Origin of the sequence: Streptomyces profundus, from assembly GCF_020740535.1 — a bacterium.
Taxonomy (GTDB): Bacteria; Actinomycetota; Actinomycetes; order Streptomycetales; family Streptomycetaceae; genus Streptomyces; species Streptomyces profundus.
Genome location: NZ_CP082362.1, coordinates 2,787,315 through 2,812,304, shown reverse-complemented (window position 1 = coordinate 2,812,304; position 24,990 = coordinate 2,787,315). Strand labels below are relative to the sequence as shown.

The 24,990-nt window shown below is 73.0% G+C and carries 23 protein-coding genes; 12 read left to right on the top strand and 11 right to left on the bottom strand.

The window, feature by feature from the left end; all coding sequences use genetic code 11:
* Positions 1-8: 8 nt before the first annotated feature.
* Entirely contained in the window at positions 9-188 is a 180-nt protein-coding gene (locus K4G22_RS12310; protein WP_228080113.1) for a hypothetical protein, read from the bottom strand.
* On the bottom strand, positions 185-940 hold the full coding sequence (locus K4G22_RS12305; RefSeq protein WP_228080111.1) for an N-acetyltransferase: 756 nt from the start codon (positions 938-940) through the stop codon (positions 185-187). Before K4G22_RS12305 ends, K4G22_RS12310 begins: the two co-directional genes overlap by 4 nt.
* Positions 941-1,411: 471 nt before the next feature.
* Between K4G22_RS12305 and K4G22_RS12300 the strand changes: the two genes are divergently transcribed.
* The 4 genes from K4G22_RS12300 to K4G22_RS12285 all read left to right on the top strand — a co-directional run bounded on the left by K4G22_RS12300 (position 1,412) and on the right by K4G22_RS12285 (position 6,433).
* On the top strand, positions 1,412-2,614 hold the full coding sequence (locus tag K4G22_RS12300; RefSeq protein WP_228080109.1) for a helix-turn-helix domain-containing protein: 1,203 nt from the start codon (positions 1,412-1,414) through the stop codon (positions 2,612-2,614).
* Positions 2,615-2,779: 165 nt separating this feature from the next.
* On the top strand, positions 2,780-4,012 hold the full coding sequence (locus tag K4G22_RS12295) for an SIR2 family protein (protein WP_228080107.1): 1,233 nt from the start codon (positions 2,780-2,782) through the stop codon (positions 4,010-4,012).
* A 100-nt stretch (positions 4,013-4,112) separates the two neighbouring features.
* Entirely contained in the window at positions 4,113-5,492 is a 1,380-nt protein-coding gene (locus K4G22_RS12290; protein ID WP_228080105.1) for a UDP-glucose dehydrogenase family protein, read from the top strand.
* Between the two features lie 302 nt (positions 5,493-5,794).
* The gene (locus tag K4G22_RS12285; protein WP_228080103.1) at positions 5,795-6,433 is read left to right on the top strand and encodes a maleylpyruvate isomerase N-terminal domain-containing protein; all 639 of its coding nucleotides are present in this window, start codon (positions 5,795-5,797) and stop codon (positions 6,431-6,433) included.
* Here K4G22_RS12285 and K4G22_RS12280 read toward each other — a convergent pair.
* The gene (locus K4G22_RS12280; protein ID WP_228080101.1) at positions 6,420-6,590 is read right to left on the bottom strand and encodes a hypothetical protein; all 171 of its coding nucleotides are present in this window, start codon (positions 6,588-6,590) and stop codon (positions 6,420-6,422) included. The two genes, K4G22_RS12285 and K4G22_RS12280, sit on opposite strands and share 14 nt — an antisense overlap.
* Positions 6,587-6,937, bottom strand: coding sequence for a nuclear transport factor 2 family protein (locus K4G22_RS12275; protein WP_228080098.1), 351 nt, complete (start codon positions 6,935-6,937; stop codon positions 6,587-6,589). Before K4G22_RS12275 ends, K4G22_RS12280 begins: the two co-directional genes overlap by 4 nt.
* A 122-nt stretch (positions 6,938-7,059) precedes the next feature.
* Between K4G22_RS12275 and K4G22_RS12270 the strand changes: the two genes are divergently transcribed.
* Entirely contained in the window at positions 7,060-7,839 is a 780-nt protein-coding gene (locus K4G22_RS12270; protein ID WP_228080096.1) for a helix-turn-helix domain-containing protein, read from the top strand.
* A gap of 212 nt (positions 7,840-8,051) precedes the next feature.
* Entirely contained in the window at positions 8,052-8,927 is an 876-nt protein-coding gene (locus tag K4G22_RS12265) for a glycosyltransferase family 2 protein (RefSeq protein ID WP_228080094.1), read from the top strand.
* Here K4G22_RS12265 and K4G22_RS12260 read toward each other — a convergent pair.
* Positions 8,920-9,984 carry an NADP-dependent oxidoreductase gene (locus tag K4G22_RS12260; protein WP_228080092.1) on the bottom strand — a complete coding sequence of 355 codons (1,065 nt, stop codon included), beginning with the start codon at positions 9,982-9,984 and terminating at the stop codon, positions 8,920-8,922. The two genes, K4G22_RS12265 and K4G22_RS12260, sit on opposite strands and share 8 nt — an antisense overlap.
* Positions 9,985-10,100: 116 nt before the next feature.
* On the opposite strand from K4G22_RS12260, the gene K4G22_RS12255 reads away from it, so the two are divergent.
* Positions 10,101-10,997: a LysR family transcriptional regulator gene (locus K4G22_RS12255; RefSeq protein ID WP_228080090.1), complete on the top strand. Its 897-nt coding sequence runs from the start codon at positions 10,101-10,103 to the stop codon at positions 10,995-10,997.
* A 43-nt stretch (positions 10,998-11,040) separates the two neighbouring features.
* On the opposite strand, the gene K4G22_RS12250 is transcribed toward K4G22_RS12255, so the two are convergent.
* From K4G22_RS12250 to K4G22_RS12235, 4 genes are all read right to left on the bottom strand, one after another.
* A complete protein-coding gene (locus K4G22_RS12250; RefSeq protein WP_228080088.1) occupies positions 11,041-11,238 on the bottom strand; it encodes a hypothetical protein in 198 nt (65 codons plus the stop codon).
* 305 nt (positions 11,239-11,543) lie between these two features.
* On the bottom strand, positions 11,544-12,035 hold the full coding sequence (locus tag K4G22_RS12245; RefSeq protein WP_228080086.1) for a DUF6232 family protein: 492 nt from the start codon (positions 12,033-12,035) through the stop codon (positions 11,544-11,546).
* A 60-nt stretch (positions 12,036-12,095) separates the two neighbouring features.
* Positions 12,096-14,777: a class III lanthionine synthetase LanKC N-terminal domain-containing protein gene (locus K4G22_RS12240; RefSeq protein ID WP_228080085.1), complete on the bottom strand. Its 2,682-nt coding sequence runs from the start codon at positions 14,775-14,777 to the stop codon at positions 12,096-12,098.
* Positions 14,778-14,946: 169 nt separating this feature from the next.
* Positions 14,947-15,432, bottom strand: a complete 486-nt coding sequence (locus K4G22_RS12235) for a carboxymuconolactone decarboxylase family protein (RefSeq protein WP_228080083.1) — start codon at positions 15,430-15,432, stop codon at positions 14,947-14,949.
* Between the two features lie 176 nt (positions 15,433-15,608).
* On the opposite strand from K4G22_RS12235, the gene K4G22_RS12230 reads away from it, so the two are divergent.
* Entirely contained in the window at positions 15,609-16,568 is a 960-nt protein-coding gene (locus K4G22_RS12230) for an RNA polymerase sigma-70 factor (protein ID WP_228080081.1), read from the top strand.
* A 611-nt stretch (positions 16,569-17,179) separates the two neighbouring features.
* Here the strand turns inward: K4G22_RS12230 and K4G22_RS12225 are convergent.
* The gene (locus tag K4G22_RS12225) at positions 17,180-17,866 is read right to left on the bottom strand and encodes a class I SAM-dependent methyltransferase (protein WP_228080079.1); all 687 of its coding nucleotides are present in this window, start codon (positions 17,864-17,866) and stop codon (positions 17,180-17,182) included.
* 134 nt (positions 17,867-18,000) lie between these two features.
* Between K4G22_RS12225 and K4G22_RS12220 the strand changes: the two genes are divergently transcribed.
* The 3 genes from K4G22_RS12220 (at position 18,001) to K4G22_RS12210 (ending at position 22,800) form a co-directional block, all read left to right on the top strand.
* A complete protein-coding gene (locus K4G22_RS12220) occupies positions 18,001-18,585 on the top strand; it encodes a TetR/AcrR family transcriptional regulator (protein WP_228080077.1) in 585 nt (194 codons plus the stop codon).
* 145 nt (positions 18,586-18,730) lie between these two features.
* Positions 18,731-20,956 (top strand): MMPL family transporter, encoded by a 2,226-nt coding sequence (locus K4G22_RS12215; protein ID WP_228080075.1) that lies wholly within the window; start codon positions 18,731-18,733, stop codon positions 20,954-20,956.
* A 149-nt stretch (positions 20,957-21,105) separates the two neighbouring features.
* Positions 21,106-22,800, top strand: a complete 1,695-nt coding sequence (locus K4G22_RS12210) for a serine/threonine-protein kinase (protein WP_228080073.1) — start codon at positions 21,106-21,108, stop codon at positions 22,798-22,800.
* Here K4G22_RS12210 and K4G22_RS12205 read toward each other — a convergent pair.
* A complete protein-coding gene (locus K4G22_RS12205; protein WP_228080072.1) occupies positions 22,797-23,504 on the bottom strand; it encodes a pyridoxine/pyridoxamine 5'-phosphate oxidase in 708 nt (235 codons plus the stop codon). The genes K4G22_RS12210 and K4G22_RS12205 overlap by 4 nt on opposite strands.
* 150 nt (positions 23,505-23,654) lie before the next feature.
* On the opposite strand from K4G22_RS12205, the gene K4G22_RS12200 reads away from it, so the two are divergent.
* Positions 23,655-24,974: an outer membrane protein assembly factor BamB family protein gene (locus K4G22_RS12200; RefSeq protein ID WP_228080070.1), complete on the top strand. Its 1,320-nt coding sequence runs from the start codon at positions 23,655-23,657 to the stop codon at positions 24,972-24,974.
* Positions 24,975-24,990 lie beyond the last annotated feature (16 nt).

Below are 24,990 nucleotides of genomic sequence, written 5' to 3'. Positions count from 1 at the left end.
AGGCGACGTCAGGGCGTCGTGGCGCGGGTGAACTCCTCGACCAGCGTTACGGGTTCGTCCTCCTTCTCGAAGAACGCGACATGTCCCGCGTCGATCTCGGCATAGCCGCTGTGGGCGATGGCCCGGTGCGGGGCGCTGCTCCGCGTCGTGGGCGACCAGTTCGGCCCCGGGCCGACCTGACCCCTCACAGCCGGTGGTGCACCCACACGCCCGGTTCGACATAGACCGCGACGTCGTGTTCGACATCGCACCGCACCGGCACCAGCGCGCCCGGGACCACGACCTGGCCCGTCTCGTCGAACGGCAGGCCCGTCCAGGCGCGCCACTCCGCCAGCGTGCCGGGGATGACCATCGCGCGTTTGCAGGTGCCGACGATCCGGCCGCCGGCCCTGGCGTGGACCCGCAGCCATGGGTCCTGCGGTAGGCCGTCGTCGCGGACCAGCGCCGCGTACGCGTCGATCGGCATGTCGGGCACGAGGTGCTTGTGGTTCGGCCGCACCGGCGCGACCAGATGCTCGAACCCCAGGCGGGCCGCGTTCTCCCGCATCGCGGCCAGCATCCTGCCGGAGAGCCCGGTGCCCTGGAGATCCGTGGGAATGGAGATCTCCAACGCCGAGACCATGTTCGGCCGCCGGCCGATCTGGCGATCGCGCGCGGAGCGCCAGATCACGCCGTCCCAGCCGTCGGCGGGCAGCTCGCCGAGCGCCGGGTCGCCGTCCCAGGCGAACGGCACGCAGAACGCGCGGGCGACCGCCTGGTCCGGATCGTTGGCGTCATAGGCGATCAGCCCGTACTCGGGGTGGGCGGTCCTGACGTCGCTGTAGTAGAGCATGGCCATGGGGTCCTCCTCCATGAACGCGGGCCAGGGCTCGGTCTCCGCGTTCCTGAAGGAGGACTTGAGGGTGGGCCGCTCGGCGAGCGTGGCGATGCGCAGATCCATCCTCGGACCGTAGGCAACCGGGCATGCTCGGGCACCCGATTTTCGCCCCGCCACGGCTTCGGCCGCCTACCGCAGCACGGTACAGGCCGCCGCGCTGAAGAGGAGGGCACCGATGATGGTGCCGCAGCCGAGGAAGAGAAGCAGGCGTGCGAGGAGCATGGGCTGTCAACTGTCCGCTGGAGATGAGCTGTTGGGCGCGCACGCCGCCCCTCCCGCCAGAGCCCGGTGGTACCGGCGGATGTGGCGACGACGTGCGGACGACGCGGTCCTCGTGAGACGCCAGCGAGGATATCGACGCCAACCCTCCGCCCGCAGCCTTTCTTTCTCCACGAACCGCCGCTGCCGGGGGACGGCCGGTTGGGGATCCGTGACCTGAATATCCGGGATCGTTGCTGAACATCACGGTTCCCGTGCCAACCACTGGCGCCGTTGGGTAGTTTCCAGGCAGGACGAAAGGGCGGAGGCGGCGCCATGACGCAGTGGGGTGACTACAGCACAGGCGAACGAATCAAGTTGCTACGAGGGCCCGAGACCCAGGAACGGCTCGCCGAGGCAACCGGGCTGTCGGTGCACACGATCCGCAAGGCCGAGGGCGATCGGGGGGTCAGCCTCCAGAGTCTGTTGCTTATCTCGGCAGCTCTGCACGCGGACGTGTCGGTGGTCCTGGGACAACAGGCCCCCCGGCGCGCGATGCGGGGGACAGACCGGGCCATGCTGAGGGCGCTGTCGCAGACGGTGCATGACGCCTCGGCCGGGATCGGTGCCGACGTCGAGCCTTCTGGGGCGGCGGCGCTTGCGGCCGGGCTCGGGGCGGCGTGGCAGGTCTACCGGTCTGGGGACTACGTGGGCGCTGGAGTTCGGGCCGCACCGGCGCTGCGGGAGGCGGCGGCGGCGCTGCGCTCGGCCGATGCGGGCAAGGTGTGCGAGGCGCGTGGCACACTCGCGGATGCCTACCGGCTGGCCGCGTACGTGGCCAACCAGTTCGGAGCGCGTGATCTGGCCTACGCCGCGATCGGGCACGCGCAGGATGAGGCCGAGCGGGCGGGCGATGAGGTGCGAGGGGCGTGTACCGCGTCGGGGCGGTCGTGGATCTACCTGCGCGACGCCCGCTTGGAACAGGCGGCGCTGACGGCTCGGCGGTCATACGAGGCGATCGAACCGCGCTTCGGGAACCGGGACTTGGGACTGCTGGCCACTTATGGGTGGCATGTGACGCTGGCAGCCGTGGTGGCGGCACGAAGAGGTCGTGTGGAGGAGGCGGACGACCTGCTGTCGCAGGGACGGGCGGTGGCCGCCCGCATGGGCCGTGACGTGGAAGTGAACGGAACGGCGTTCGGACCGGCCGTGGTCGCGGCACAGGCGGTCGGCATCAGCGTGTCCACCGGCCGGCCGGGCAGGGCGCTGGAGTTGTTCGCCGAGAGGGGAGACACCTCGCCACTGACGGACTCCGCGCGGCAGCGCATGATGCTGGACGTGGCGCTGGCCCAGTCGGACACGCGGCAGTCGGACGCGGCGCTCGACACGCTGCTGGAGGTGTGTTCGTCGGCACCGCAGTGGGCCAGGCACCAGGCCCTGCCGGGGGTCATCGCGCAGAAGGCCAGCGCTGGCAGCGCGACAACCGGCAAGTTGCGCAAGCTGGCCGCGCTGCTCGGGACATCGGTGATCATCAGCTGACAGCAGCCGCTGATACGGGGCGTACCACTCGCGCCGGTGGCGACTTCGGGAAGTGCTACGGACCGCCGATTCACTCTCGGCGACGATGAGATCACCCTGAGGGGTATGTCGTCGGCCCGCGGCCCCCCGGCCGAGAAGTGGATTCGGCGCTCCCGGAGGTACCCGATGTTCTTCCCCTACCCCGTGATCGAGCAGATGACCGAGGACCAGGTCAGCGCCTGGAACGAACACTTCAGCGGAGATGGACACGAGCGCCGCCGCACCATCGAGGAAGGCGTCTGGCGGCGCACCCAGGAACCGGCCAACGCTGAGCAGTCCGGCTGGAGCCCGAACAGCCGGGGACGGCGTCGTGTCGTCCACTACCGCTACGAGTTCGGTATCAACCGTGTCTTCCCGGTGCCGCGCCTCACCCTCGACAACCTCTATCTGACGGTGTCGTTCACCGCTCCGGCGACGGAGATCGTTGCCTACCGCAGGCGGTTGGCGGGCTGGCTCGCCGACGGGCGGTGGCGCCGGCTGGGCAGCTGCTGGGCCAAGGGCGACCTGCGGTTTCTCGTCGCCGAGTACGGCGAACACCCCCAGGACGAGCGGGCCGGCCGACCTACCCCCGAAGGCTTCCGGTCCCTGGATGTCCGGTTCCTCACCGACGAGTTCGAGATCCCTCGCGCCGTGCGCAACCTCCCCTGGGACGTGCTCGCGGGCGGCATGCGCATCAGGGAACGGCGCGGCGACCCGACGATCGCCCCAGACCTGTCCGAGCTGCGCGACCACCTGCCGTTCCAGGTCGAAATCGGGTGCGGCACCAGCATTGAGGCAGGTGTTCCGCCCCTGCACCACCTGCACGAGGTGTACCGGGTCACCGCCCGTAAGGACAACACGGTGGGTCAGTCACACGCGTTCACCCTGAGTCCCCAGGAGGATTCCTTGGTGCGCGAGATGCTGATCAGCGCCGACGTCAAGGCTCCCGACCTGGTGGCGATGTTCCGCGCCTGTTTCTTGGCCAAGCCGACCGGAGCACACCGGGCGTTAAGGGCCTTGCAGGACACCGGCGCGTTCGTCGGCCCGGTGATCACGCACAATTTCGACGCCCTGCCCGCGCGGTCCGGCCTCCAGGAGTGCTTCGTGCGCCGCTACGACCAGAGGATCCCACCGGTGCCACTCCTGTCGGAGTCAAAGGCGCTGCTCGTCATCGGCCTGCACGCGGACCGCCGGGCTGTCCAACAGCGGGCCCGTGCGATGGGAAAGAAGATCTTCTTCGTGGACCCGGAGGGCGTGGACGAGAACGGTGTCTTCAAGGAGTACCTGATCGAGGGGGCCCGCGAAGGCGACATCGTCGTCCGTCAGGGCGCCACCCGGGCGCTGGCCCAGTTCTGTGAGCTTCTCGGTATCAGGGCCTGAGCAGCCATCAGTAAGCGGACGCCCTGACTCCGCCGGAGCGGTAGCGTCGTGGTGCGCCCCCAGGGGTGTGGGCGCTCATGACGACTGAAAGAGGAGCAGGATGCGGGTCTCCGTCATCGGGTGTGGCCATCTCGGTATTCCGCACGCCGCCGGGATGGCGCATCTCGGGCATGAGGTGTTGGGGGTCGACCTCGATCAGGCGAAGGTCGACCAGCTCAACCGGGGGCGGGCGCCCATCTACGAGGAGCAGTTGCCGGAGCTGCTGCTCAAGCACACCGGCACGGGGCAGCTACGCTTCACCACCAGCATCGCCGAGGCCGCAGCGTTCGCCGATGTCCACTTTCTGGCCGTCGGCACCCCGATCGACAGCGATGGCCGCTCCTATGACCCCGGTCAGGTCTTCGGGGCGGTCCGGGCGTTGGCGCCGGGGCTGACGCGGCCCTGCACGATCGTCGGCAAGTCCACGGTCACCGTGGGCACCACCGCCGAACTGACCCGGCTGGTCAGGCGGTTGGCGCCGGCAGGGGACGGTGTCGAGGTGGTGTGGAACCCGGAGTTCCTGCGGGAGGGGCATGCCGTCCACGACACGTTGCGCCCTGACCGGCTGGTCGTCGGCCTCAGCGGAGAGCGGGCGGAGCGGACCGTGCGGGAGGTGTTCGCGCCGATCATCGACGACGGTGTGCCGCTGATCGTCACCACTCCCGAGACAGCCGAGCTGATCAAGGGCGCGGCCAACACCTTCCTCGGGCTGAAGGTGTCCTATATCAACGCCGTCGCCGACATGTGCGCCGCCGCCGGGGCGGATGTCGCCACGCTGGTCGAGGCGTTGGGCATGGATCCGCGCATCGGGGCCGGTGGGATGCGGCCTGGGCTCGGGTACGGCGGCGGCTGCCTGCCCAAGGATGTGCGTGCCTTCACCGCCTCCGCCGCGTCGCTCGGCGCCGACGACGCGGCCACGCTGCTGCGCGCGGCCGAACGGATCAACGAGAACCGGCCCGGCACCGCGCGGCGCATGATTGAGGACGCCCTCGGCGGGCGACCGTTGGCGGGCGCGGCCGTCACCCTCTGGGGCGCCGCCTTCAAGGCGGGAACTAACGACGTCAGGGAGTCTCCCTCGCTGGCCCTGGCCGCCCTGCTCCACCGGAATGGGGCGCGGCTCACCGTGCACGATCCGCATGCCAACGCGGCGGCGCTCGTTCGTCACCCCGAGTTGGACTATGTCGACGACCTGGTCGCTTCCTGTGCGGGGGCCGACGTGTTGGTGGTCGGCACGGAGTGGCCCCACTTCGGAGACGCGGACCCGGCGGCGCTGCGCGGCGAGGTGGCGAACCCGGTGGTCGTCGACCTGCGCAACGTTCTGGACGCGCGGCGCTGGCGCACGGCCGGCTGGACCGTGCACCAACTCGGACGCCCACAGCCGGCTGTGGAGACCCCGGCGGGGGCCCGGGAGTTGGGGTGGGCCTCCGCCGGGGGGTGTTGATCAGGGTGGGGTCAGCAGGACATGGTGAGCTGGCGGCGCTTGGAGACGAAGTGGTCGTCGCCGGCGACCGTGGGGGGCGGTGGGGTGTTGACGCGCTGATCGGTCAGGGGGTGGGCCGGAGGTATGCGGTGGGTGGTGCGGAGTCGTGCTCGTGCCGAACTGGTCCCTGAACAAGAACAAGCTGCCAAGACGAAGGCTCCTTTCTGCCTGCCTCATTGGTACTACGCGGCACTGACAATCCAGCCCGACCGAAGCCGGGGCACGACATGCCCTGAGTCGCGCGAATCGATCACGGAGGTCCGATGAGTCTGTGCCACCCGTATCTCGACGCCGCCGAAGCGGCCACAGCCCTGTTGGCGGCGCCTGAGGTGGCCGCCGCGTGGGAAGGTCCCAGCGTGCTGGCGGAGATGACCGTGCACGGCCTGGCCGGGCATCTGGCCCACCAGGTGTTCAGCGTGGACCGGGCCGTCCGGTCCACCGCCGGGGCCGGGCACCGGCCGGTGCCCGTGCTGGAGCACTACGCCCGCGCCGCTTGGGTCGACGCGCCCGTCGACAGCGAGGTGAACGCGGGCATCAGGGCCAACGGGGAGCGGGTGGCCGCCGAGGGCGCGGCGGAGCTGGTGGCGCGCCTGCGGTCGGCGCTCGCCGAGCAGCGCGTCGCGCTGGCGTCGCCGCGCGGCGAGGAGCCCGTCGAACTGCCCTGGGGCGACTGGACGTTGAACCTCGACGACTTCTTGCTGACCCGGATGGTGGAACTGGCCGTGCATATGGACGACTTGGCGGTCAGCGTGGGCGTGGAGACGCCCGCTCTGCCGCCCGCCGCGTTCGACCCGGTGGCCGCCCTGCTCGCCGGCCTCGCCGCCCGCCGCCACGGCCAGCCCGCCCTCCTGCGCGCCCTGACCCGCGCGGAGCGAGCACCGTCGGCGATCAACGCCTTCTGACGGCCTGTTCCAGGGGCCTGGTCCGGGGGCCGGTGGCGCGATGGCCGTCGGGTAACCCCTCGACCAGTGCGACCATCGAGGTCGAGTGCTCGGTGCGGAGCGGCAGGATCGCCTGATCCTTCAGGTAGGCCAGCACGTACGCGCGCGGTGCCGTCACGCCGGCACCTTGTCCAGGAAGCCGTGTACGTCCTGGATCCGGCCCGACTCGTCCAGCACCAGGACGTCGAATCCGATCACCAGCGGCTCGGCTCCCTCCGGGCCCAGGCCCCAGCGGAAACGCACCTGGCGATGGTGGGCGTCGACCTCACCGACCTGGGTGAACACGAACCCGGGGAACTGCGCCTGGACGCCGTCGACGACCGCCGTGATCCCCTCGTGGCCAGAGACCTCGGCCAGCGGATCGGTGTAGGTCGCCTTGGGCGACCAGTGCTCGGAGAGCAACGTCGCCCGCTCGTCGCCGGTCGCGTTCCAGGTGGCCAGGTACTGCTGAACGACAGCTTTCATGATCAATTCTCTCCCGTTCATCTCGATCGGCTGATGTCCGGCATCCTGGCCCGGGACCGGTCGGCTGATCCATGACCTCACAGGTCATGGCCACCCGGATACGGACCCTTAGGCTCATGGGCATGAGCGTCGCAGTCGAAGCCCTGCCGGTCGGTGCGCTGTTGCGGACCTGGCGTGAACGACGCCGGTTCAGCCAGCAGGAGCTGTCCAACAGATCGCGGGTCTCCACCCGGCACCTCAGCCGGGTGGAGACCGGCAAGGCGCACCCGACGCCGGAGATGCTCATACATCTCTCCGACAACCTGGATGTGCCGCTGCGGGATCGCAACCGACTCCTGTTGGCCGCCGGCTACGCACCGCGCTATCAGGATCGCCGATGGGACGACGCGTCGATCGCGGTGGTGATGGACGGTCTGCGCCGGCTCCTCGACGCCCATCTGCCGTATCCCGCGCTGCTGTTGGACGATCACTGGGATATCGTCGACGCCAACGCCGCCGTCGACCAGCTGCTGACCGGTTGCGCGCCGGAGTTGCTGGAGCCGCCGGTCAACGTGGTCCGGGTCTGCCTCCATCCGGACGGGCTGGCCCGCCGGATCGGCAATCTCGCGGAGTGGGGCAGCCATCTGTCGCAGCAGGTGAGTCACCGTGCCGAGCGCACCCATGATCAGCGCCACCACGAGCTTGCCACGGAAATCGCCGGATACCTCGGCGAACCCGATGTCTCCACTCCCCTCACGGGGCCGGTGATCACTCTCGAAATCGACGTCGACGGCAACCCGCTCCGATTCTTCAGCACCTCCGCCACCCTCAGCACCGCCTCCGATGTCGCCTTGGAAGGGCTACACCTGGAGACATTCCTGCCGGCCGACCACGAGACCCGACGCCGGTTCGATCAGCGGTAGACCATGCCAGAAGGGTCCCGCCGCAGGCCGGGCTCACGGAATCGGCTCACGGAATCGGCGCGCGTGCGGGTCCGCGTGCGGGTCCGCGTCCGGGTCTCCAGGGGCCTGGCCCGGGGCCCGGCCGGTGGGGTCGGTCGGCAAGATCGGCGGGACAGGGCCTAGGGTCGCGGGCACCTGCCCGTGTTCAGCCCCGAGTGACGGAGTGTTCACCCGTGCGTCATCCCCGCCTTGGCGTCGCCATCCTGACCATGGGCACCCGGCCCGTCGAGTTGGCCGATCTTCTCGCCTCCGTCGCCTCGCAGGAGACGCCCGCCACGCGGGTGGTCGTCGTCGGCAACGGCGCGCCGCTGCCGCCGCTGCCCGACGGGGTGACCGGCGTCGAGCTGCCGGAGAACGTGGGCATCTCCGGCGGGCGGAACGTCGCGCTCGCCCGGCTGCGGGAGTTCGGGGACGTCGACGTGGTGGTGGACCTCGACGACGACGGCCTGCTGATCAGCCCCGATGTCTTCACCGGGCTCACCGAACTGTACGCGGCAGACGATCAACTGGGCATCGTCAGCTTCCGCATCGCCGACGAGCGGGGCCGCACCCAACGCCGGCACGTTCCCCGGCTGCGGGCGGGCGACGCGATGCGCGGGGGGCCAGTGACCACGTTCCTCGGTGGCGGGCACGGCCTGTCCATGCGGATGCTGGACCAGACCGGCGGCTGGCCGGACGCCTTCTTCTACGCGCACGAGGAGACCGACCTGGCGTGGCGGGCGTTGGACGCCGGCTGGCGGGTGCGCTACGAACCGGAGTTGGTGCTCCAGCATCCGTGGACGTCGCCCACCCGGCACGCCGTCTTCCATCGCATGGTCGCCCGCAACCGCGTCTGGCTCGCCAAGCGGCGCCTGCCCGCCGTCCTCGTCCCCGTCTATCTGGGCAACTGGGCCGCGATGACGCTGGCGCGCACCCGGTCGCTGACGGGGCTGCGGGCCTGGTTCGGCGGGTTCGTGGAAGGGCTGCGCACCCCCTGCCCGCCGCGCCGGCCGATGCGGTGGTCGACGGTGTGGCGCATGACCCGCCTGGGCCGGCCGCCCGTCATCTGAGCGCCGTCGGCTGTGCGGCGCCGACGATCATCTTGCCGAGGTTCTCGCCGCGCAGCATGCCGAGGAAGGCGTTGACGATCTGGTCGAAGCCGGTGACGAGGGTGGCGTCCAGGGGGAGTCGTCCCGACTGGATGTGCGGGACGGCGAAGTCGTACAGCTCCTGCTGGAGATGCGGGTAGTCGCGGACCAGGAAGCCCTCAAGGCGGATCGACCGGCCGACCAGGTCGAAGAGGTTGCGCGGCGCCGGTGGCGGTTCGGCCGCGTGGTACTGGGCGATCGCGCCGACCCACGCGATCCTGGCATGGTCGCGGGAGGCGGCGATGGCCGCCTCCAGATGCTCGCCGCCCACGTTGTCCACGGTGCGGTGGACGCCGTCCGGCGCCGCGGCGCGCAGCGCGTCGACGACCGGGCCGTCGTGGTAGTCGAACGCGATGTCGTAGCCGACGTGTTCGGTGAGGTGGGCGACCTTGGCCGGCGAGCCGGCGCTGCCGATCAGCCGGCCGGCGCCGAGCAGCCGGCCGATGCGGGCGGTGGCGGTGCCGACGCCGCCGGCGGCGGCCGAGACGAACACGTCCTGGCCCGCCTGGAGTTGGGCGATCCGGGTGAGGGCGACATACGCGGTGAGACCGGTGCCGCCGAGGATGCCCAGATGGGCGGAGAGCGGCACGCCCTCATGGCTGGGCAGCAGACGGGCCTCGTCCGGGCGCAGCACGGCGTGGGTGCGCCAGCCGTGCCGGTGCAGCAGAAGGGCGCCTTCGGGCAGTTCAGGGGCGCGCGATTCGATCACGCGCCCGATGGTGCGCCCCTCCAGGGGCGCGTTCAGCGCGAAGGCGCCGTCCATCATCTCCCGGTGGTAGGGGTCGACCGACCAGTAGACGTTCTCCACCAGCGCCGTTCCCCGGCTCGGCGCCGGCAGCCGGCCCTCGACGAAACGGAAGAGGTCGGCGGTGGGGAACCCGTCGGGGCGGGCCACCTGCTGAACGGTGACGGCGGTGGCGCCGGCGCGGGTGCCGGTGTCGGTGCGGGTGTCGGCGCTGGTGTCGGGGCGCTGGTTCATGGCCGGGACGGTAGGCGGGGAACAGGAACCGACGTCAGACCGTTGGGCTCATGGAACGGATGTGGTCATGAATCGCGCTCATAGTGCGAGGTGAGAGGGCGGCGGAGGTGGGGGCCATGGCGCTGGTGACCGACCGGGATCTGAGTCCGGGCGAGCTGCGGGTGCTGGTCGCCGTGGAGCGGGAGCGCGGATTCTCCGCCGCCGCCCGGGAGTTGGGGCTCACCCAGTCCGCCGTCTCGCACGCGATGCGCGGCATCGAACGGAAGCTCGGCGTGGTGCTCTTCGAGCGCGGGCGCGGGGGCGCGCGCCCCACCCCGGCCGGGGAGCGCGCGGTGGCCCACGCGCGCCGGGTGCTGCGCCTGCTCGATGTGCTGGCGCGGGAGGCGCGCGGCGCCGAGACGGGCGCCGTCTCGGGCCCGCTGCGGATCGCCGCGTTCCGCAGCGCCGCGCTGCATCTGCTGCCGCCCGCGCTCCGGCTGCTCGCCGCCCGCCACGGCGAGATCGAGCCACGGGTGCGGGTGGTGCGCGACATCGGCGCCGGCACCCCCGGCGAGGTCGCGGCCGGCCGCGCCGATATCGCCATCGCCACCATCGGGGACCGTTCCCCCGTTCCCGACGGCATGGTCGGCGGCACCCTGCTGCGGGAGCCCTACGCCATGGTCTCGCCCGCCGGCCATCCCGACCCGCGCGCGCTGCCGCTGGTCGACTGGGCGGAGAACTGCTCCTCCTACACCAGGGACTGGTGGGACACGCAGGACTGGCTGCCCGCGCCCACCGTCGAGACGGAGGACGACGGCGGGGTGTTGACGCTGGTCAGGAACGGCGACGGGATGGCCATCATGCCGGCCCTCTCGCTGCGCGACCTGCCCGAAGGCGTCCAGGTCACCGACCTCGGCCCGAGCCGCCCCAGCCGGGCCATCGGCCATGTGACGACCCCCGAACTCGCCGCGTCCCAGGCCGTCCGCGCCCTGATCCGCGCGCTGCGCGACACGACGGGGCCGCTCAGCGGGTGACGGTCCCTCAGCGCATGACCGGATTTCAGCGGATGACGGGCTTTCAGCGGGTGAAGGCGTCGCAGAAGAAGGTGCGGTTGGAGGTACAGGTCGAACCGCAGCGGGCGACGGCGTGCCGCGCGTCGTCCACGGCGAACGCGATCCCCGCCGCTCCCTGCCCCTTCGCTGGGCCCGCGTCCCTCGGCGCGAACCCGGCGAACGCCTCGGCGACCTGGGGCATGGGGAACTTCGGCACGAGCATGGGGACTTCCGTTCACTAGGCTGCTGGACCGGAAGTAGACCACGCGGCGCGCCCGCCCGAGCCCGACACCGGCGCCGACCACCCGCAGGAGGGATGCGGCGCTTGTGAGAGCGAACGGAAGGCTCACCGCGCGGCAACGGCCGAGCGCCATCGGCCCCGATACGCCGTGGACGACCTGCTCCGACCGCACCAGGGCCCGGGACATGGGCCGCGCGGGTGGACGACGTCCACAAGCGGCTGGCCCACCACCGCGAGACGGGCGGACCCGGTGGGGCGCGGCGGCCTGTCCCACGCCGAGGTGGCGGTCAGGCCCGGGGGCCCTCCTGAGCCCCGTTCGCCGGCGGGCCGTCGCTCCCGTCGCCCCGCTGGTTGATGACGTTGCCCTGCACCCAGTTCTCGATGTGGTACACCGGCGAGGCGCCGGGGCCCTGGGCCGTGGCCGCCGCGATCTCCTGGACCAGCCACTCGATATAGCCCGGGTCCGCGCTCCACACGAAGTACTTCCGGTTGGTCCAGGTGGTCAACTGGAGGCAGAACATGTCCGGATCCGCGCTGGTCTGGTGGTATCGCCAGAAGCCGAACGCGACGAGGGGCGCCCCCAGCACCACGCCCGAGGGGCCGGCGGCGCCCCCGGCGACCGCGCTGACGAGCACGCCGCCCAGCAGATAGGTGAGGAACTCGGCCATGCCCGTGCCCTTCCGGGAGGGCGCGAACCGCTGCACCACCGATGCGATGGTGTGCACCGGGAACATCTCGCCGCCGATCCAGAACATGCCGTTCGCGATGCGGACTTCCATCTGAACCTGACGCGGTGCCACAGCTACCCCCCGTGTGTCGCCGAACGCTGTGCGTCCATCCTAGGAAGGTTCCTCCTCGCGCGCCCCCATCATTCGGCCTGAAGCCGGAAGGCCGGGCTCCGTGGGCGGCGGACCGAGGCGGCGGAGGAAGGTGAGGAGGCCGGCGTCGCCGTGGGCCCAGCTGGGGTCGGCTCCCGGGGTCGCCCGGGGATGGAGCAGAGCGGCGATGTGCCGGGCCGCCGACCGCCATCGGGCGGGGCGGTCGGTGTCCTGGGCCAGGTCGAGAAGGAACGTGCCGAGGCCGGCCAGGCCGCAGCACCGGCCGACCGAGGCCATCCGGGGGGCCAGGCCGAGCGCCGCCTCGCCGGCCGCCAGGGCCAGCTCGGTTGACTCCGGCCGGTCCAACGCGCGCCCGGCGCGCGACAGCGCGCCGCCCATTCCGGCGAGCCCCTGGCACCAGGAGCCCGCCAGCGGGCGGACCAGCGGGCCGCGCGTATCGGCGATCGACCGCACGGTTCGCGCGGCGAGTTGCTCCCACCACTCGTCCAGGGCCAGGTCGAGGCGGGGCCGCCGGCCGAGCGCCGCGCGGGCGGCGAGCGCGAAGTCGAGCAGGCCCGCGGTGCCGTGGGCGAAGCCGTGCACGACGCTGGCCCCGCTCCCCGGCCGGTCGGCGTCGGGCGGTGGCTCCGCGTGGCCGTGGTCGCCGGTGAGCAGGCGGCGCAGGCAGGCGTCCGCCACCTCCAGATGGCGCGGGTCGCCGGTGAGTTCGGCGAGCCGCAGATGGCCGGCGCCGATGCCGGCGAGGCCGTGCGTGTGGTCGGCGACCACCTCGGCGCCCGGCGGCAGCGCGCCCGGGTCCGGCGGCGCCAACCAGCCGACGGCGTCCAGGAGTTCGTCGGCCACGCCTTCGGCCGCTGGCGCGCCGGCGATGGTGGCGAGGACGACGGCGGTGCCGACGCCGCCACCCGCGAGCCCGGGCGGGGGCGCGCCGGCCGGGCCCGGGCGGGCCACGCGCCGGGCGAGGCCGAGCGCGCTCCGGCGGGCGTCCCGGTCCGCCTCCCGCCACAGCGCCAACGCCACGCCGGCCGTTCCCCGGTAGACGCCGGGGGCGGCCGGCGCCGCCTCGGGGTCCACCGGCAGGTCGGCGAAACGGCGGAGGCCGGCGCGGAGCCGGGCGCGGAGCCTGGCCGTCGACGCGTCGTCGTCGGTCGCGGTGGTCGCGGGTGGCGCTCCCGCGCCGGGCGGCGGGCCGGTGACGTGCGGCGGGCCGGTGACGTGTGGCGGACCCGTGCGCAACTGGGCGGCGGCGGACGCCCGTTCGTCGGGACGGGCCGACAACAGCCGGGGCACCAGGGCCAGGACGCCGGTCGCGGAACCGTCCGCCAGGGCCGGGTGCACGGCGCCCAGGCACGCCAACGTCGCCCGCACGTCGGGGCCTTCGCCGTCCGCCAGGACGATCGGCTGGAGGCCGGTCGCGGCGTGGAAGAGGGTCGCGCCCAGGGCGTGGTAGTCGTCCTCGGGGCTGGCCGGCGGGTTCCGCCACTGGTCGGGCGGCGCGTACCCCGGAGTGTGGCCAGGGCACTGCACGCCGGCGTGCGCCGCGATGTCGAAGTCGACCAGCCGGGGCCGCCCGTCCGCACCGACCAGCACGTTCTTCGGCGCCAGATCGCGGACCACCACACCGGCCGCGTGCACCCGGTCCAGCAGCGCGAGCAGCGCGCCGGCGAGCCAGGTGAGCGTGCGCCCGTCCGCGCGCGCCGCCAGCGGCGGCCCGCTGTCCGCCGGATCGACGAACAGGCCCCCGTCCGCCACCACTTCGCCCAGCGTCTCGCCGCCGAGATCCTCGACGACGAGGAACTCGTCCTCGCCATGCCGGAAGTGGTCGACGAACCGGGGCACGTCCGGCAGCCCGTCGAGGGCGTGCAGCACCCGCCGCTCGTTCCGCAGCTGGCCCCGCACGTCATACCCCTCGGGCCGTTCACCGACCCAGGCCAACGCCTCTTTGACGACGACGAGTCGGCCGGTCTCCGTGTCCACGGCGCGGTAGACGTCGCCCCGCGCGGCGCGGCGGATGCCGGACGTCACCGCGTAACGGCCGCCGAGCAGCGGCCCGTTGACGGCGGCGGGCCGGGCCTCCTCGGCGAACGGGTCGCTCGCCCAGGGCGGGGCGTCGAACTCAGGGCCCGCGGCTCCCCGTTGCCACCGCCCGTCGGGCCCGACCATGACCAGCTCCGGCTGCCCGTCGCCGTCGAAACGGTAGCGGGCGCGGAACGGGCCATAGCGGTAGTGGACCGGTGCGTCGCCGCGCACCCGGCGATCGCTGCGGATCACCGGGCCCGTCATCCCCGTCAGCGCGTCCGCGAGCGCGTCGGCGAGCGCCCGCAGCGCGGCCGGCTCCTGCGGCGGGTAGACGGTCAGCGCCTTCCCCACGGCGCCGGGGCTGTCGTTCGACGGGGAGTTCAGCTCGGCGAGACCCGCCTCGTCCGGCACGGTCTTGAAGTCGCAGTCGGCGCGCAGCAGCAGCGGCAGGGCGCGCTCGACCGTCTCGCGCAGCGTGCTGGGGCGGGCGGCGACGTGCAGCTTCCAGCCGTGCTCGGGGAGCGCGGGCGTCTCGGGCGTCACGGGGCGGGTGACATAGAGCCAACGGCTGATCCGGACCCGGCGCCCGGCCGCCCGCGCGGCCCGGCGCACCAGCTCGGCGACGGACCCCGGGGGAGCGGAGGGCGGGGCGGTGGGGGACATCGGGGATCACATCCTGGGCGCTGGCCGGTTCGGCGGTCCCTGGGAGTAGACCCGAGGGCGCACCGAACCAACCCCGCCCGCACCGTGGTTCACCCGGACCGGTGGCGCGGCGCCGGAACCCGGCCGCCGGCCGGCACCCGTCCGCTACCCTCCGCCCCCCGCCGCGTGTTCAGCCGGCGATGGCGGCCAGCTTGCCCGGCTCGTAGGAGCCGCCCTGGTAGTTCAGGATGACGCTGAGCCGGTTGGCCGCGTTGATCATGGCGATCAGCGACACCAGGGCGACGGCCTGGTCGTCGTCGTAGTGCGCGCGCACCGCGTCCCAGGTCGCGTCCGACACCCCAGGGGCGGCGTCCGCGATGCGGGTCGCCTCCTCGGTGAGCGCCAGCGCGGCCCGCTCGGCGGCCGTGAACACCGTCGTGTGCCGCCAGGCGGCGACCAGGTTGAGCCGGTTCGACGTCTCGTCCGCCGCCTCGGCGTTCTTGGTGTGGATATCGACGCAGAAACCGCAGCCGTTGATCTGGCTGGCCCGCAACTGCACCAGCTCCTGGACGGGTTCGGGCAGCGACGACTCCTTGATCGCCGTGTTGGTGGCGTAGATCCGCTTGCCGATGGCGGCACCGAGCGGGTTGGCGAACAGGTTCATCCGGGGTTCCATGAGGTCTCCCTATCCCTATGGCTGACGACTGCTGACGGACATGGAGGCGCCGGCGGCCCCGCCCCCGTGACAGCGCGGCGGTGTGACATGGGCCATAGCCGACGGCTGTCACAGCGCGGGCCAGGCCGGCGTCCTGTGGCTGACGCGCGAACGAGCACGAGCGGCGGGAGCCAGCGATGAACGAACACGGAGAGGGGACGGCGGGCGAGGGCCGTTGGGACCCGGCGACCGAGGCGTTCGTGACCCACCGCAACCTGCTGTTCACCGTCGCCTACGAGATCCTCGGCTCCGCCACCGACGCCGAGGACGTCCTTCAGGAGACCTGGCTCCGCTGGGCGGGCGTCGACCTCGAAACGGTCCGTGACCAGCGCGCCTACCTGGTCCGGATCGCCACGCGCCAGGCGCTGACCCGGCTGCGCGCGCTGCGCCGGCGCAGGGAGTCCTATGTCGGGCCCTGGCTCCCCGAACCCCTGCTGACCGCGCCCGACGTCGCCGAACACGTCGAACTCGCCGAGAACGTCTCGATGGCGATGCTGCTGGTGCTGGAGACACTGGCGCCGACCGAGCGGGCGGTATTCGTCCTGCGCGAGGTGTTCGCGGTGGAGTACGACGAGATCGCCGACGCCGTCGAGAAGACCCCGGCGGCCGTGCGCCAGATCGCGCACCGCGCGCGGCGCCATGTCGCGGCGCGCCGGCCGCGCGGCGGCGCCGTCTCCCCGGCCGAGACGCGCGAGGCGCTGGCGGCGTTCCAACGGGCGATCGCGACGGGCGACCCACGGCGCCTCCTCGACCTGATCGCACCCGACGTCGTCCTGCTCACGGACGGCGGCGGGGCGGTGCGCGCGGCGCTCGCGCCCATCGTGGGCGCCGACCGGGTGGCGCGGGTCCTGGTCGGACTCGACCCCGCACTGTCGGTCGGCCCGACCGACATCAACGGCTCCCCCGGCCTGCTCCTCCGCGCCGACGACAGGATCGACACGGCCCTCGCGGTCCACCTGGCCAACGGCCTGATCACGAGCCTCTACGCCATCCGCAACCCCACCAAACTCCACCACCTACACGGTGCGGTGCCCTGGCCGGGCCGGCTCGGCGGGGCCCCCGGCCGGGGGCCGGGGGCGGGGGCCGATGGGCCCTGACGGGGAGGACGCGGGGCGGGGCTAGCCGGGGGGCGGGGGCTGGGGGCTGTGCCCTTGGGGCGGCGGGGTTCTGGGGCCGGGGGCCCTGAGGGGGAGGACGCGGGGGGCGGGGGGTGGTGGGCAGTTCGCACGGGCTCGGTTGGGGCCGGTGGGTCCTGATCGGAAGGGCGCTCGCCGGATCGGGTTGGTGGGGCGGGTTCCGGACGGGCCGGGGCCCGGCCTGGCCGGGCGAGGTGGGGGCCGAATCCGGCCGGCGCGGGCCCCCGGGCCGGCGGTCCGGCCGACTCTCGGCCCGGGGTGGGGACTTCCGGGTCGGGGCGGGGACTTCCCGGCCGGGGCGGGGCCCGGCGGGGGCCCGGGGCCCGGATGGGCTTCTGGTTGCGGGTCGCCACCGGAACGGCGCCCGCGTCTGACCGGCCGGAGGCGTCCGTCCGGCCGGCGGGGGCCTCAACTGGGCGCGCGGGCCGGCGGGTTGGGGCCGGGCGACCCCCGCCGACCGGGGAGGCCGCGCGGGCCGGGGTCGGGGGCGGAGCCCCCCGGTCCGAGCCACCGTTCCGGCGCCCGGTCCCCCGGTCCGAGCCACCGTTCCGGCGCCCGGCCCGGGGCGCGGGTCAGGGGGTGGTTCCCGGCAGGGGAGGGCGTTTGGCTGTGATGACCACGCCGGGGCCGCTGCGGTCGTCGGCGGGGAGGCGGAGTTCGGCGACCGGCTGGAGCCCGGCCCGCTCTATCAGGTCCGTGAGCTGCTCCGGCCGCCATTTGTGGGTCGTCCACTGGACGGGTACGCCCCCGTAGCACTCGGTGCGCGGCTTGTCCCCGTCGCCGACATGCGTGGCGGTGATGAAGTGGCCGCCCGGCTTCAGCGCGTGGGCGAACAGGGCGAGGACCTGGGGAAGGACGGGGCGGGGGAGGTTGAACAGCGACCACCAGCCGAGCACGCCGCCCAGCGACGCCTCCGCCAGGTCGAGTTCGGTCGCGGAGCCGACGCTGAAACGGCACCGCGGATGCAGGCGGCGCGCGTTCTCGATCATGCGGGGGGAGAGATCGACCCCGGACACGTCGAGTCCGCGTTCGGCGAGGTAGGCGGTCACCGTTCCGGGGCCGCAGCCGACGTCGAGAACGGGGCCGAGCCCGCTCACCGTGTCGGCGAAGGCGTCGATCGACGCCTTGAGCCACGGGTGGCGGCGGATGTCGCCGATTCCCGTCGTCACCACCATCTGGACGTAGTTGTCGGCCACTCGGTCATAGGAGTCCCGGACCGCGTCGAGGTCCGCCGGGCGGTCGATGTGGTGTGCGCGCATCGGCCAACGATAGAGCGCGCGGGGGGACGTGTGAGGAGAGCCACATCGAAACGGCTTCGTTTCGATAAGCGGATGCCCTACCTTCGAGAGAGTTCGTACGAAACGGTTTCGTACACTTAAGGAGATGCCCGTCCATGACCACCGAGAGCACGCGGCGGCGGATCACGCCCGAGCGTGAGGCTCAGCTGTACGAGGCCGTACTCGACCTGCTGCGGGAGGTCGGCTACGAGGCGTTGACCATGGACGCCATAGCCGCCCGCACCCACGCCAGCAAGGCCACGCTCTACCGGCAGTGGGGCAGCAAGCCCGAGTTGGTGGTCAAGGCACTGCACGCCGGGCGCCAAGTCCGCCCGGCCGAGATCAACACCGGCACCCTGCGTGGCGACCTCCGCGCCCTGGTGATGGTCGGCGACGACCAGTCCATGGCCGAGCACTCGGCGCTGATGCGCGGCCTCATCACCGCCACCCACAACAACCCCGACCTGCTGACGGCGTTCAGGGAGCTCGTGATCGGCCCGACCACCGCCGAGTTCGACAGCCTGCTGGAGCGCGCGGTGGCCAGGGGCGAGGTGCCGCCGGACCGGCCCGCGCTGCGCTATATCCCGCATATGGCGATCGGCGCGCTGGCCATGGAGGAGCTGGTCACGGGCGAGCTGCCCACCCGGGAGTTCCTCCTCAGCTATATCGACGCCGTGATCCTGCCGGCCGTCGGCCTCTGAGCCGAACCCCCGCGCCCCGAACCCCCGCGCACCGAACCCCCACGCACCGCAGCCCCACCCCCGCACCGCCCCCGACCCACCCCCACCCCCACTCACGCCCACTCACCCCCCCCGACCCTCCGATCTTGATCGGGAGTTTTCCTCCGTGTCCATATTCCTCAGCAAACTGGGCCGATTCGCCTTTCGGCAACGGCATATCGTCACCCTCCTCTGGCTGGCCCTGCTCGCCCTCGCCGGCGTCGGCGCGGCGACGGCGCCGGCCCCGACCAACGGTTCCTTCTCCATCCCCGGCACCGAGGCCCAGGAGGCGTTCGACCTGCTGGCGGAGCGGGTGCCGGAGGCCAACGCGGACGGTGCCAGCGCCCGGGTGGTCTTCGAGGCGCCCGCTGACAGCGACGTCACCGCGCCCGAGACACGGGCCGAGATCGAGCGGACGCTGGCCGCGCTGGGCGAGAGCTCTCCCGAAGTGGCCGCCGTGACCGACCCGTTCACCACGGGCACGGTCAGCGAGGACGGCCGCGTCGCCTACACCTCGGTGACCTACGACGCCCCGTCGATGGAGCTGGACGACTCCACCCGCGACGCCCTGGAGTCGGTCATCGACGACGCGCGGGAGCGCGGCCTCGCCGTCGAGGTCGGCGGCGACGCGCTACAGACGGTGCCCGAGGTGGCGGCCACGGAGATCATCGGGGTCGGCGTCGCCGCCGTGGTGCTGGTGATCACCTTCGGTTCGATGGTGGCCGCCGGACTGCCGCTGCTGACCGCGCTGATCGGCGTCGGCGTCGGCGTGGGTGGCATCACCGCCCTGGCCAGCGTGCTCGACCTGGGCAGCAACACCACGACCCTGGCCATGATGATCGGCCTCGCGGTGGGTATCGACTACGCGCTGTTCATCGTCTCGCGCTACCGGGGCGAGCTGCGCGAAGGCCGGCAGCGGGAGGACGCGGCCGGGCGGGCCGTCGGCACGGCGGGCTCCGCCGTGGTCTTCGCCGGTCTTACGGTGGTGATCGCCCTGGTGGGCCTGGCCGTCGTCAACATTCCGCTGCTGACCGAGATGGGCCTCGCCGCGGCGGCGACCGTGCTGATCGCGGTGCTGATCGCCCTCACGTTGATCCCGGCCCTGCTCGGCTACGCCGGCGCCCGGGTCCACCCCCGCAGGTCCCGCGAGACATCGCCGTCCGACGAGACCGCGAGCGGCCGGCCGGCGATGGGTGTGCGCTGGGCGAACCTCGTGCTGCGTCGCCCGGTGACGGTGCTGCTGACGGCGGTGGTCGGGCTCGGCGCGATGGCGCTGCCGGTCACCCAGATGGAGATGGGCCTGCCCGACGACGGGACCCAGCCGACCAGCACCACCCAGCGCAAGGCGTATGACACGCTGGCCGACGGTTTCGGCGTGGGCTTCAACGGTCCGCTGCTGACCGTGGTGGACACGGCGGACGCCGCCGACCCGCAGGGCGCGGCGGACCGGGTGACCGCCGAGGTCGGCCGGCTGCCGGGCGTGGCGATGGTCACCCCGGCCGTGTTGAACGAGGCGGGGGACGCGGCGACGATCACCGTGATCCCGGACTCCAAGCCCAGCTCGGCCGAGACCGAGGACCTGGTGCACGGCATCAGGGAGGCCGGCGACGGCATCGCCGCCGACACCGGGGCCGAGGTGTTGGTGACCGGTTCCACGGCCATGAACATCGATGTCTCGGAGAAGCTGAACGACGCGCTGGTGCCCTATCTGGTGCTGGTGGTGGGGCTCGCGTTCCTGCTGCTGACGGTCGTGTTCCGGTCGTTGCTGGTGCCGCTGAAGGCCGCGCTCGGCTTCCTGCTGTCGGTGCTGGCCGCGCTCGGCGCCGTGGTCGCGGTCTTCCAGTGGGGCTGGCTCGGCGGCCTGTTCGGAGTTGAGCAGACCAGCCCGATCATGAGCATGATGCCGCTGTTGATGGTCGGTGTGGTGTTCGGTCTTGCCATGGACTACGAGGTGTTCCTGGTGACCCGGATGCGGGAGGCCCGGCTGCACGGGGAGTCCGCGAGTCAGGCGGTGGTGACCGGCTTCCGGGACGGGGCCCGGGTGGTCACGGCGGCTGCGGTGATCATGATCGCGGTCTTCGCCGGCTTCATCGGCACCTCCGACCAGATGATCAAGATGATCGGCTTCGGCCTCGCGGTCGCCGTTCTCTTCGACGCCTTCGTGGTGCGGATGGCCATCGTGCCGGCGGTGCTGGCGCTGCTGGGCAACTCGGCCTGGTACCTGCCGCGTTGGCTGGACCGCATCCTGCCCAACGTCGATGTCGAGGGCTCGGCCGTCGTCCAGGAGCCGGCCGCCGACGAGGCGCCGGAGAGCGAACCGCGCGAACGGGACGCCGTGACGACCCGTTCCTGACCGAAGGCCGGACGCCGCCCCCGCCCACCCGGGCGGGGGCGGCGTCCCGTCATATGCCCCGCGCCAGCCCCCGGGCCACCCGATCGCCCGTACGATGACCGGATGCCCAGCGGCGGCCACCGCCGAGTCAGGCAGTGAGGGGGACACGCGTGACGGAACCGACGCCAGGCCCGGACCCCGGCCCGCCACTCGCCGACCAGGTCCGGCCGCTCCAGCCGCAGGACCCGCGCGAGGTCGCCGGCCACGCCCTGCACGGCCGCCTCGGCACCGGCGGCATGGGCACCGTCTACCTCTCCACGGACCCGGACGGCCGCCCGGTCGCGCTCAAGCTGGTCCACACCCAGCTGGCCGAAGACCCGCTCTTCCGGCGGCGGTTCGAGCACGAGGTCAAGGCGGCCCGGCGGGTGCGTGGCCGGTTCCTGGTCCCACTGGTCGCCAGCGACACCGACGCCGCCGTGCCCTGGCTGGCCACCGCGTACGTCCCGGGCCCCTCGTTGCTGACGGCCGTGGCCGCGCACGGTCCGCTGCCGCCGGACGCGGTGGTCCGGCTGATCGCCGCGGTCGCCGAGGCGCTGGCGACGATCCACGCGGCCGACGTCGTCCACCGCGACCTCAAGCCGGGCAATGTGCTGCTGGCCGCCGACGGGCCGGCCGTCATCGACTTCGGCATCGCGCGGGCCGCCGACGCCACCTCGCTGACCAGCGCCGAGTCCCGCGTCGGCACCCCGGCGTTCATGGCGCCGGAACAGATCGTGGGCCACGGCTCGGTGACGGCAGCGGTGGACGTGTTCGCGCTGGGCCTGACCGCCGCGTTCGCCGCCGCCGGCAGCCACCCGTTCGGCGAGGGCGCCACGCCCGCGCTCCTCTACCGGATCATCAACGAGGAACCCGATCTGGCCGGCTGCCCGGCCGAGTTGCGCGAACTGATCGGCGCCTGCCTGGCCAAGGACGCCGACGACCGGCCGGACCCGGCCGCCGTCGTCGAGTCCTGCCGGGAGCTGGCCCAGGCGATGGGCCTGCCCGACCACCTCCCTGGCGCCGGCTGGCTCCCCACCCACCTGGTTCCCGCCGCCCCGCCGCCACCGGCCGCCTCGGCCCCCGCCCTGCCGCCGTTCCATCCGCCGCACATCCTGTCCGCGCCGGTCCCCGGGCCGCTCACCACCGCCTCGCCGCACCGGCCGGGCACCAGGCCCGGCGGCTCGGGCCACGGCCCCCGCCGGGCCGCCCTCGCGGCCCTCGGCACCGTGGCCGCCGCCGCGCTGGCCGTCGTCCTGATCGCCGTCCTCTCGGGCGGCGGCGGCTCCGAGGACGACCGCGCCGACGGCGCCGACCCCGGCGACCGGTCGACCAGCTCCTCGCACCCGCCCTGGACCCCGGACCCGGAACCCTCCACCGCCGAGGAGACCACCTCCGAACCCGAGCCCGAGCCCGAACCCACCACCGAGGAACCGGTCGAGGAACCCGTCGAGGAACCACCCCCCACCGAGGACACCAGCGACGCCCCCGACAACGCCTCGGCCGGCATCCAGATCCTCAGCTTCGTCACGCTCTACGACGACTCCTGCGCCTGCGAGGTGGGTTACGCCGAGATCGGCGTGGACGGCATCGACGCGGACTCCTGGGTCGTCGTGGACTGGTACCTGGACGGCGCCTTCCAGGACGTCCGGATCTCCGACGACCTCACCGGACCCAGCGAGTTCATCACCCTGGAATACCCCTACCCGTCCGACGACTGCTTCCTGACCTACTCCATCGAGGCCACCCTCTACCCGTCCGACACCCCCCTCTCCACCACCGCCGACCACAGCGGCTGCGCGGACTTCCCGCCACCCCTCCTGGACTAGGGCCAGAGCAGCGTCCGCCGCCAGGTGCCGTCCGTCGACTGGTGGTAGCCGAGCCGCACATGGCGCCGCCCCGCGTCGCCCTGCCAGAACTCGACCTGGTGCGCGCGGAGCGTGAAGACGGTGTGGCCGGGCGGGTGCGCGTCCTGGTTGTTGTCCAGCTGCCGCCTCGCCGCCTCGGCCGCCGTGTCCCAGGCGGTCAGCGACTCCATCGGGGTGCTCTGCCGGCCGATCAGCCCGGCCACCCGCGAGACGGGCGAACGGTTCCTGAAGTCGGCGACGGAGACCTCGGCCGTGGCCTGGGTGACGTCCCCCCTGATCCGGATCTGCCGGCCCTGCGCCGGCCAGTAGAAGGACAGCGCGGCGGCCGGCCGCTGGGCCAGCTGCACCCCCTTGGGGCTGGCCGTGTCGGCGGCGAACACCCAGCCGGCGTCGGCCTGTTCGACATCGCGCAGCGCCACCACCCGGGCGTCCGGACGACCGTCGGCGCCGGCCGTGGAGAGCAGCGCCGCGCCCGGATCCAGCACGCCGGCGTCGGTCGCCGCGGCGAGCCAGTCGACGAAGAGCCGGCCGGGGGACGCGGGCGCGGCACCGGGGTCGAACGGCGGCAGCGGGCGCGCCATCAGCGGCGCCCGCGCCAACAGCTCCCTGGGCGTGGGCCGGTCCTGCTCGCGCGTCTCGCGCTCGTGTTCGTCGCTGCTCGTCACCCGGCGAACGTAGCCCGCGCGCGGCGGTCACCGCACGCACCCCGGCCGGCCGACCGCGCGTCAGGGAACCGCCGGGCGCCCAGCCGCGTGTCCGCAAGCGTCGCGCCGAGAGTGTCGGATGGTGCGAACGGGGGCATCGGGGGTGCGGGCATGACGGAATCAGCGCGGCAGCGGCGAAGGCGACGCCTGGCGGTGGCCGGCGCGCTGCTGGCCACGGTCGCGGCGACGGCCACGGTGCTGGTGCTCCAGCGCGGCGGCGGGGGGCAGGAGCCGGACGGGGAGACGCCGCCGGAGGCGACCGAATGGGAGAGGTCCTGGCGGGCCGAGGAGGGGTTCGACGTCCGCTCCGGCCAACTCACCACGCTGTGGGCCACATCGGAGCTGCTGGCCCCGGTCGGCAGGGACGCGGTGCTGGCCCTGGACCCGTCGACGGGCGAGCCGCTCTGGACGTTCGAGACACCGGTCGACGCCGGGGCGATCTGCGCGGCGAGCAGCGGGGTCAACGCGGCCGGGCTGGCGGCCGTCGCCTTTGAGGACGCCGAACACAGCGGTGTCTGCGCCGAGTTGGCGATCGTCGACACGGCGGACGGTCAACTCCGCTGGCGCCAGCGGTTGGTGGACACGGCGGGGCTCACGGAGCCGGGGGAGACCGTCGAGGATCCCGTCTCCTGGGTCGGGATCACCCTCGCCGACGACTGGGTCGGCGCCTCCGTCACCCCTTCGGCCGGCACGTCCGTGCCGTACTCCTACCAGCGCCTCGACCTCGCCGACGGTGCCCGACTCCCCGTGCCCTGGCCGCCGGAGGGCTGCCGGGGCCACTCCTGGGCGCCCTCGGTCGAACACACCGCCGTCTCCTACAACTGCGGTGAGACCACCGACGAGCAGCGCAACGAGAACAACCTCCAGACCGTGTTCGACAGCGCGACCGGCGAGGAGCTGTGGACGCGCCCGGTGAGCGAGCTGGGCGGCCGGGCGGTGGAGGTGCTCGGCAGCGACCCGCTGACGCTGCTGATCGACGGCGAGGCGACCACATTCGACCCGTCGGGCGGGATACGGACCCGGAAGCCGGCCGGCGGGCATTTCCTCCACCCGGAACTGGCCGGCGACACGGCGCTTGAGTCGGAGTTCGACGAGGAGGGCCGCTCGCACCTCAGGGGCCATGACCTGACATCCGGCGAACTCGGCTGGCACCACGACTACCCGGGGACGCCGGACGCGGCGTTCGAGCTCGGTGACGGACGGCTGCTGGTCATGCACCAGGGCGGGGAGCTGATCTCCCTCGACCTGGCCGACGGCGCCCAGACGCCCGTCGGCCGTCTTCCCGCCGACTTCGACCACGCCCTGGGCTACGCGCTGACCGACACCACGCTCTACCTGGCGGTGAGGGTGGAGGCCCTGGACCCGACGGTGGCGGTCGACGCCTACCCGCTCCCGTCCGCCCTGGCCGGCACCGTGGGCGACACGACCTGACCCGAACCGGCGCCGG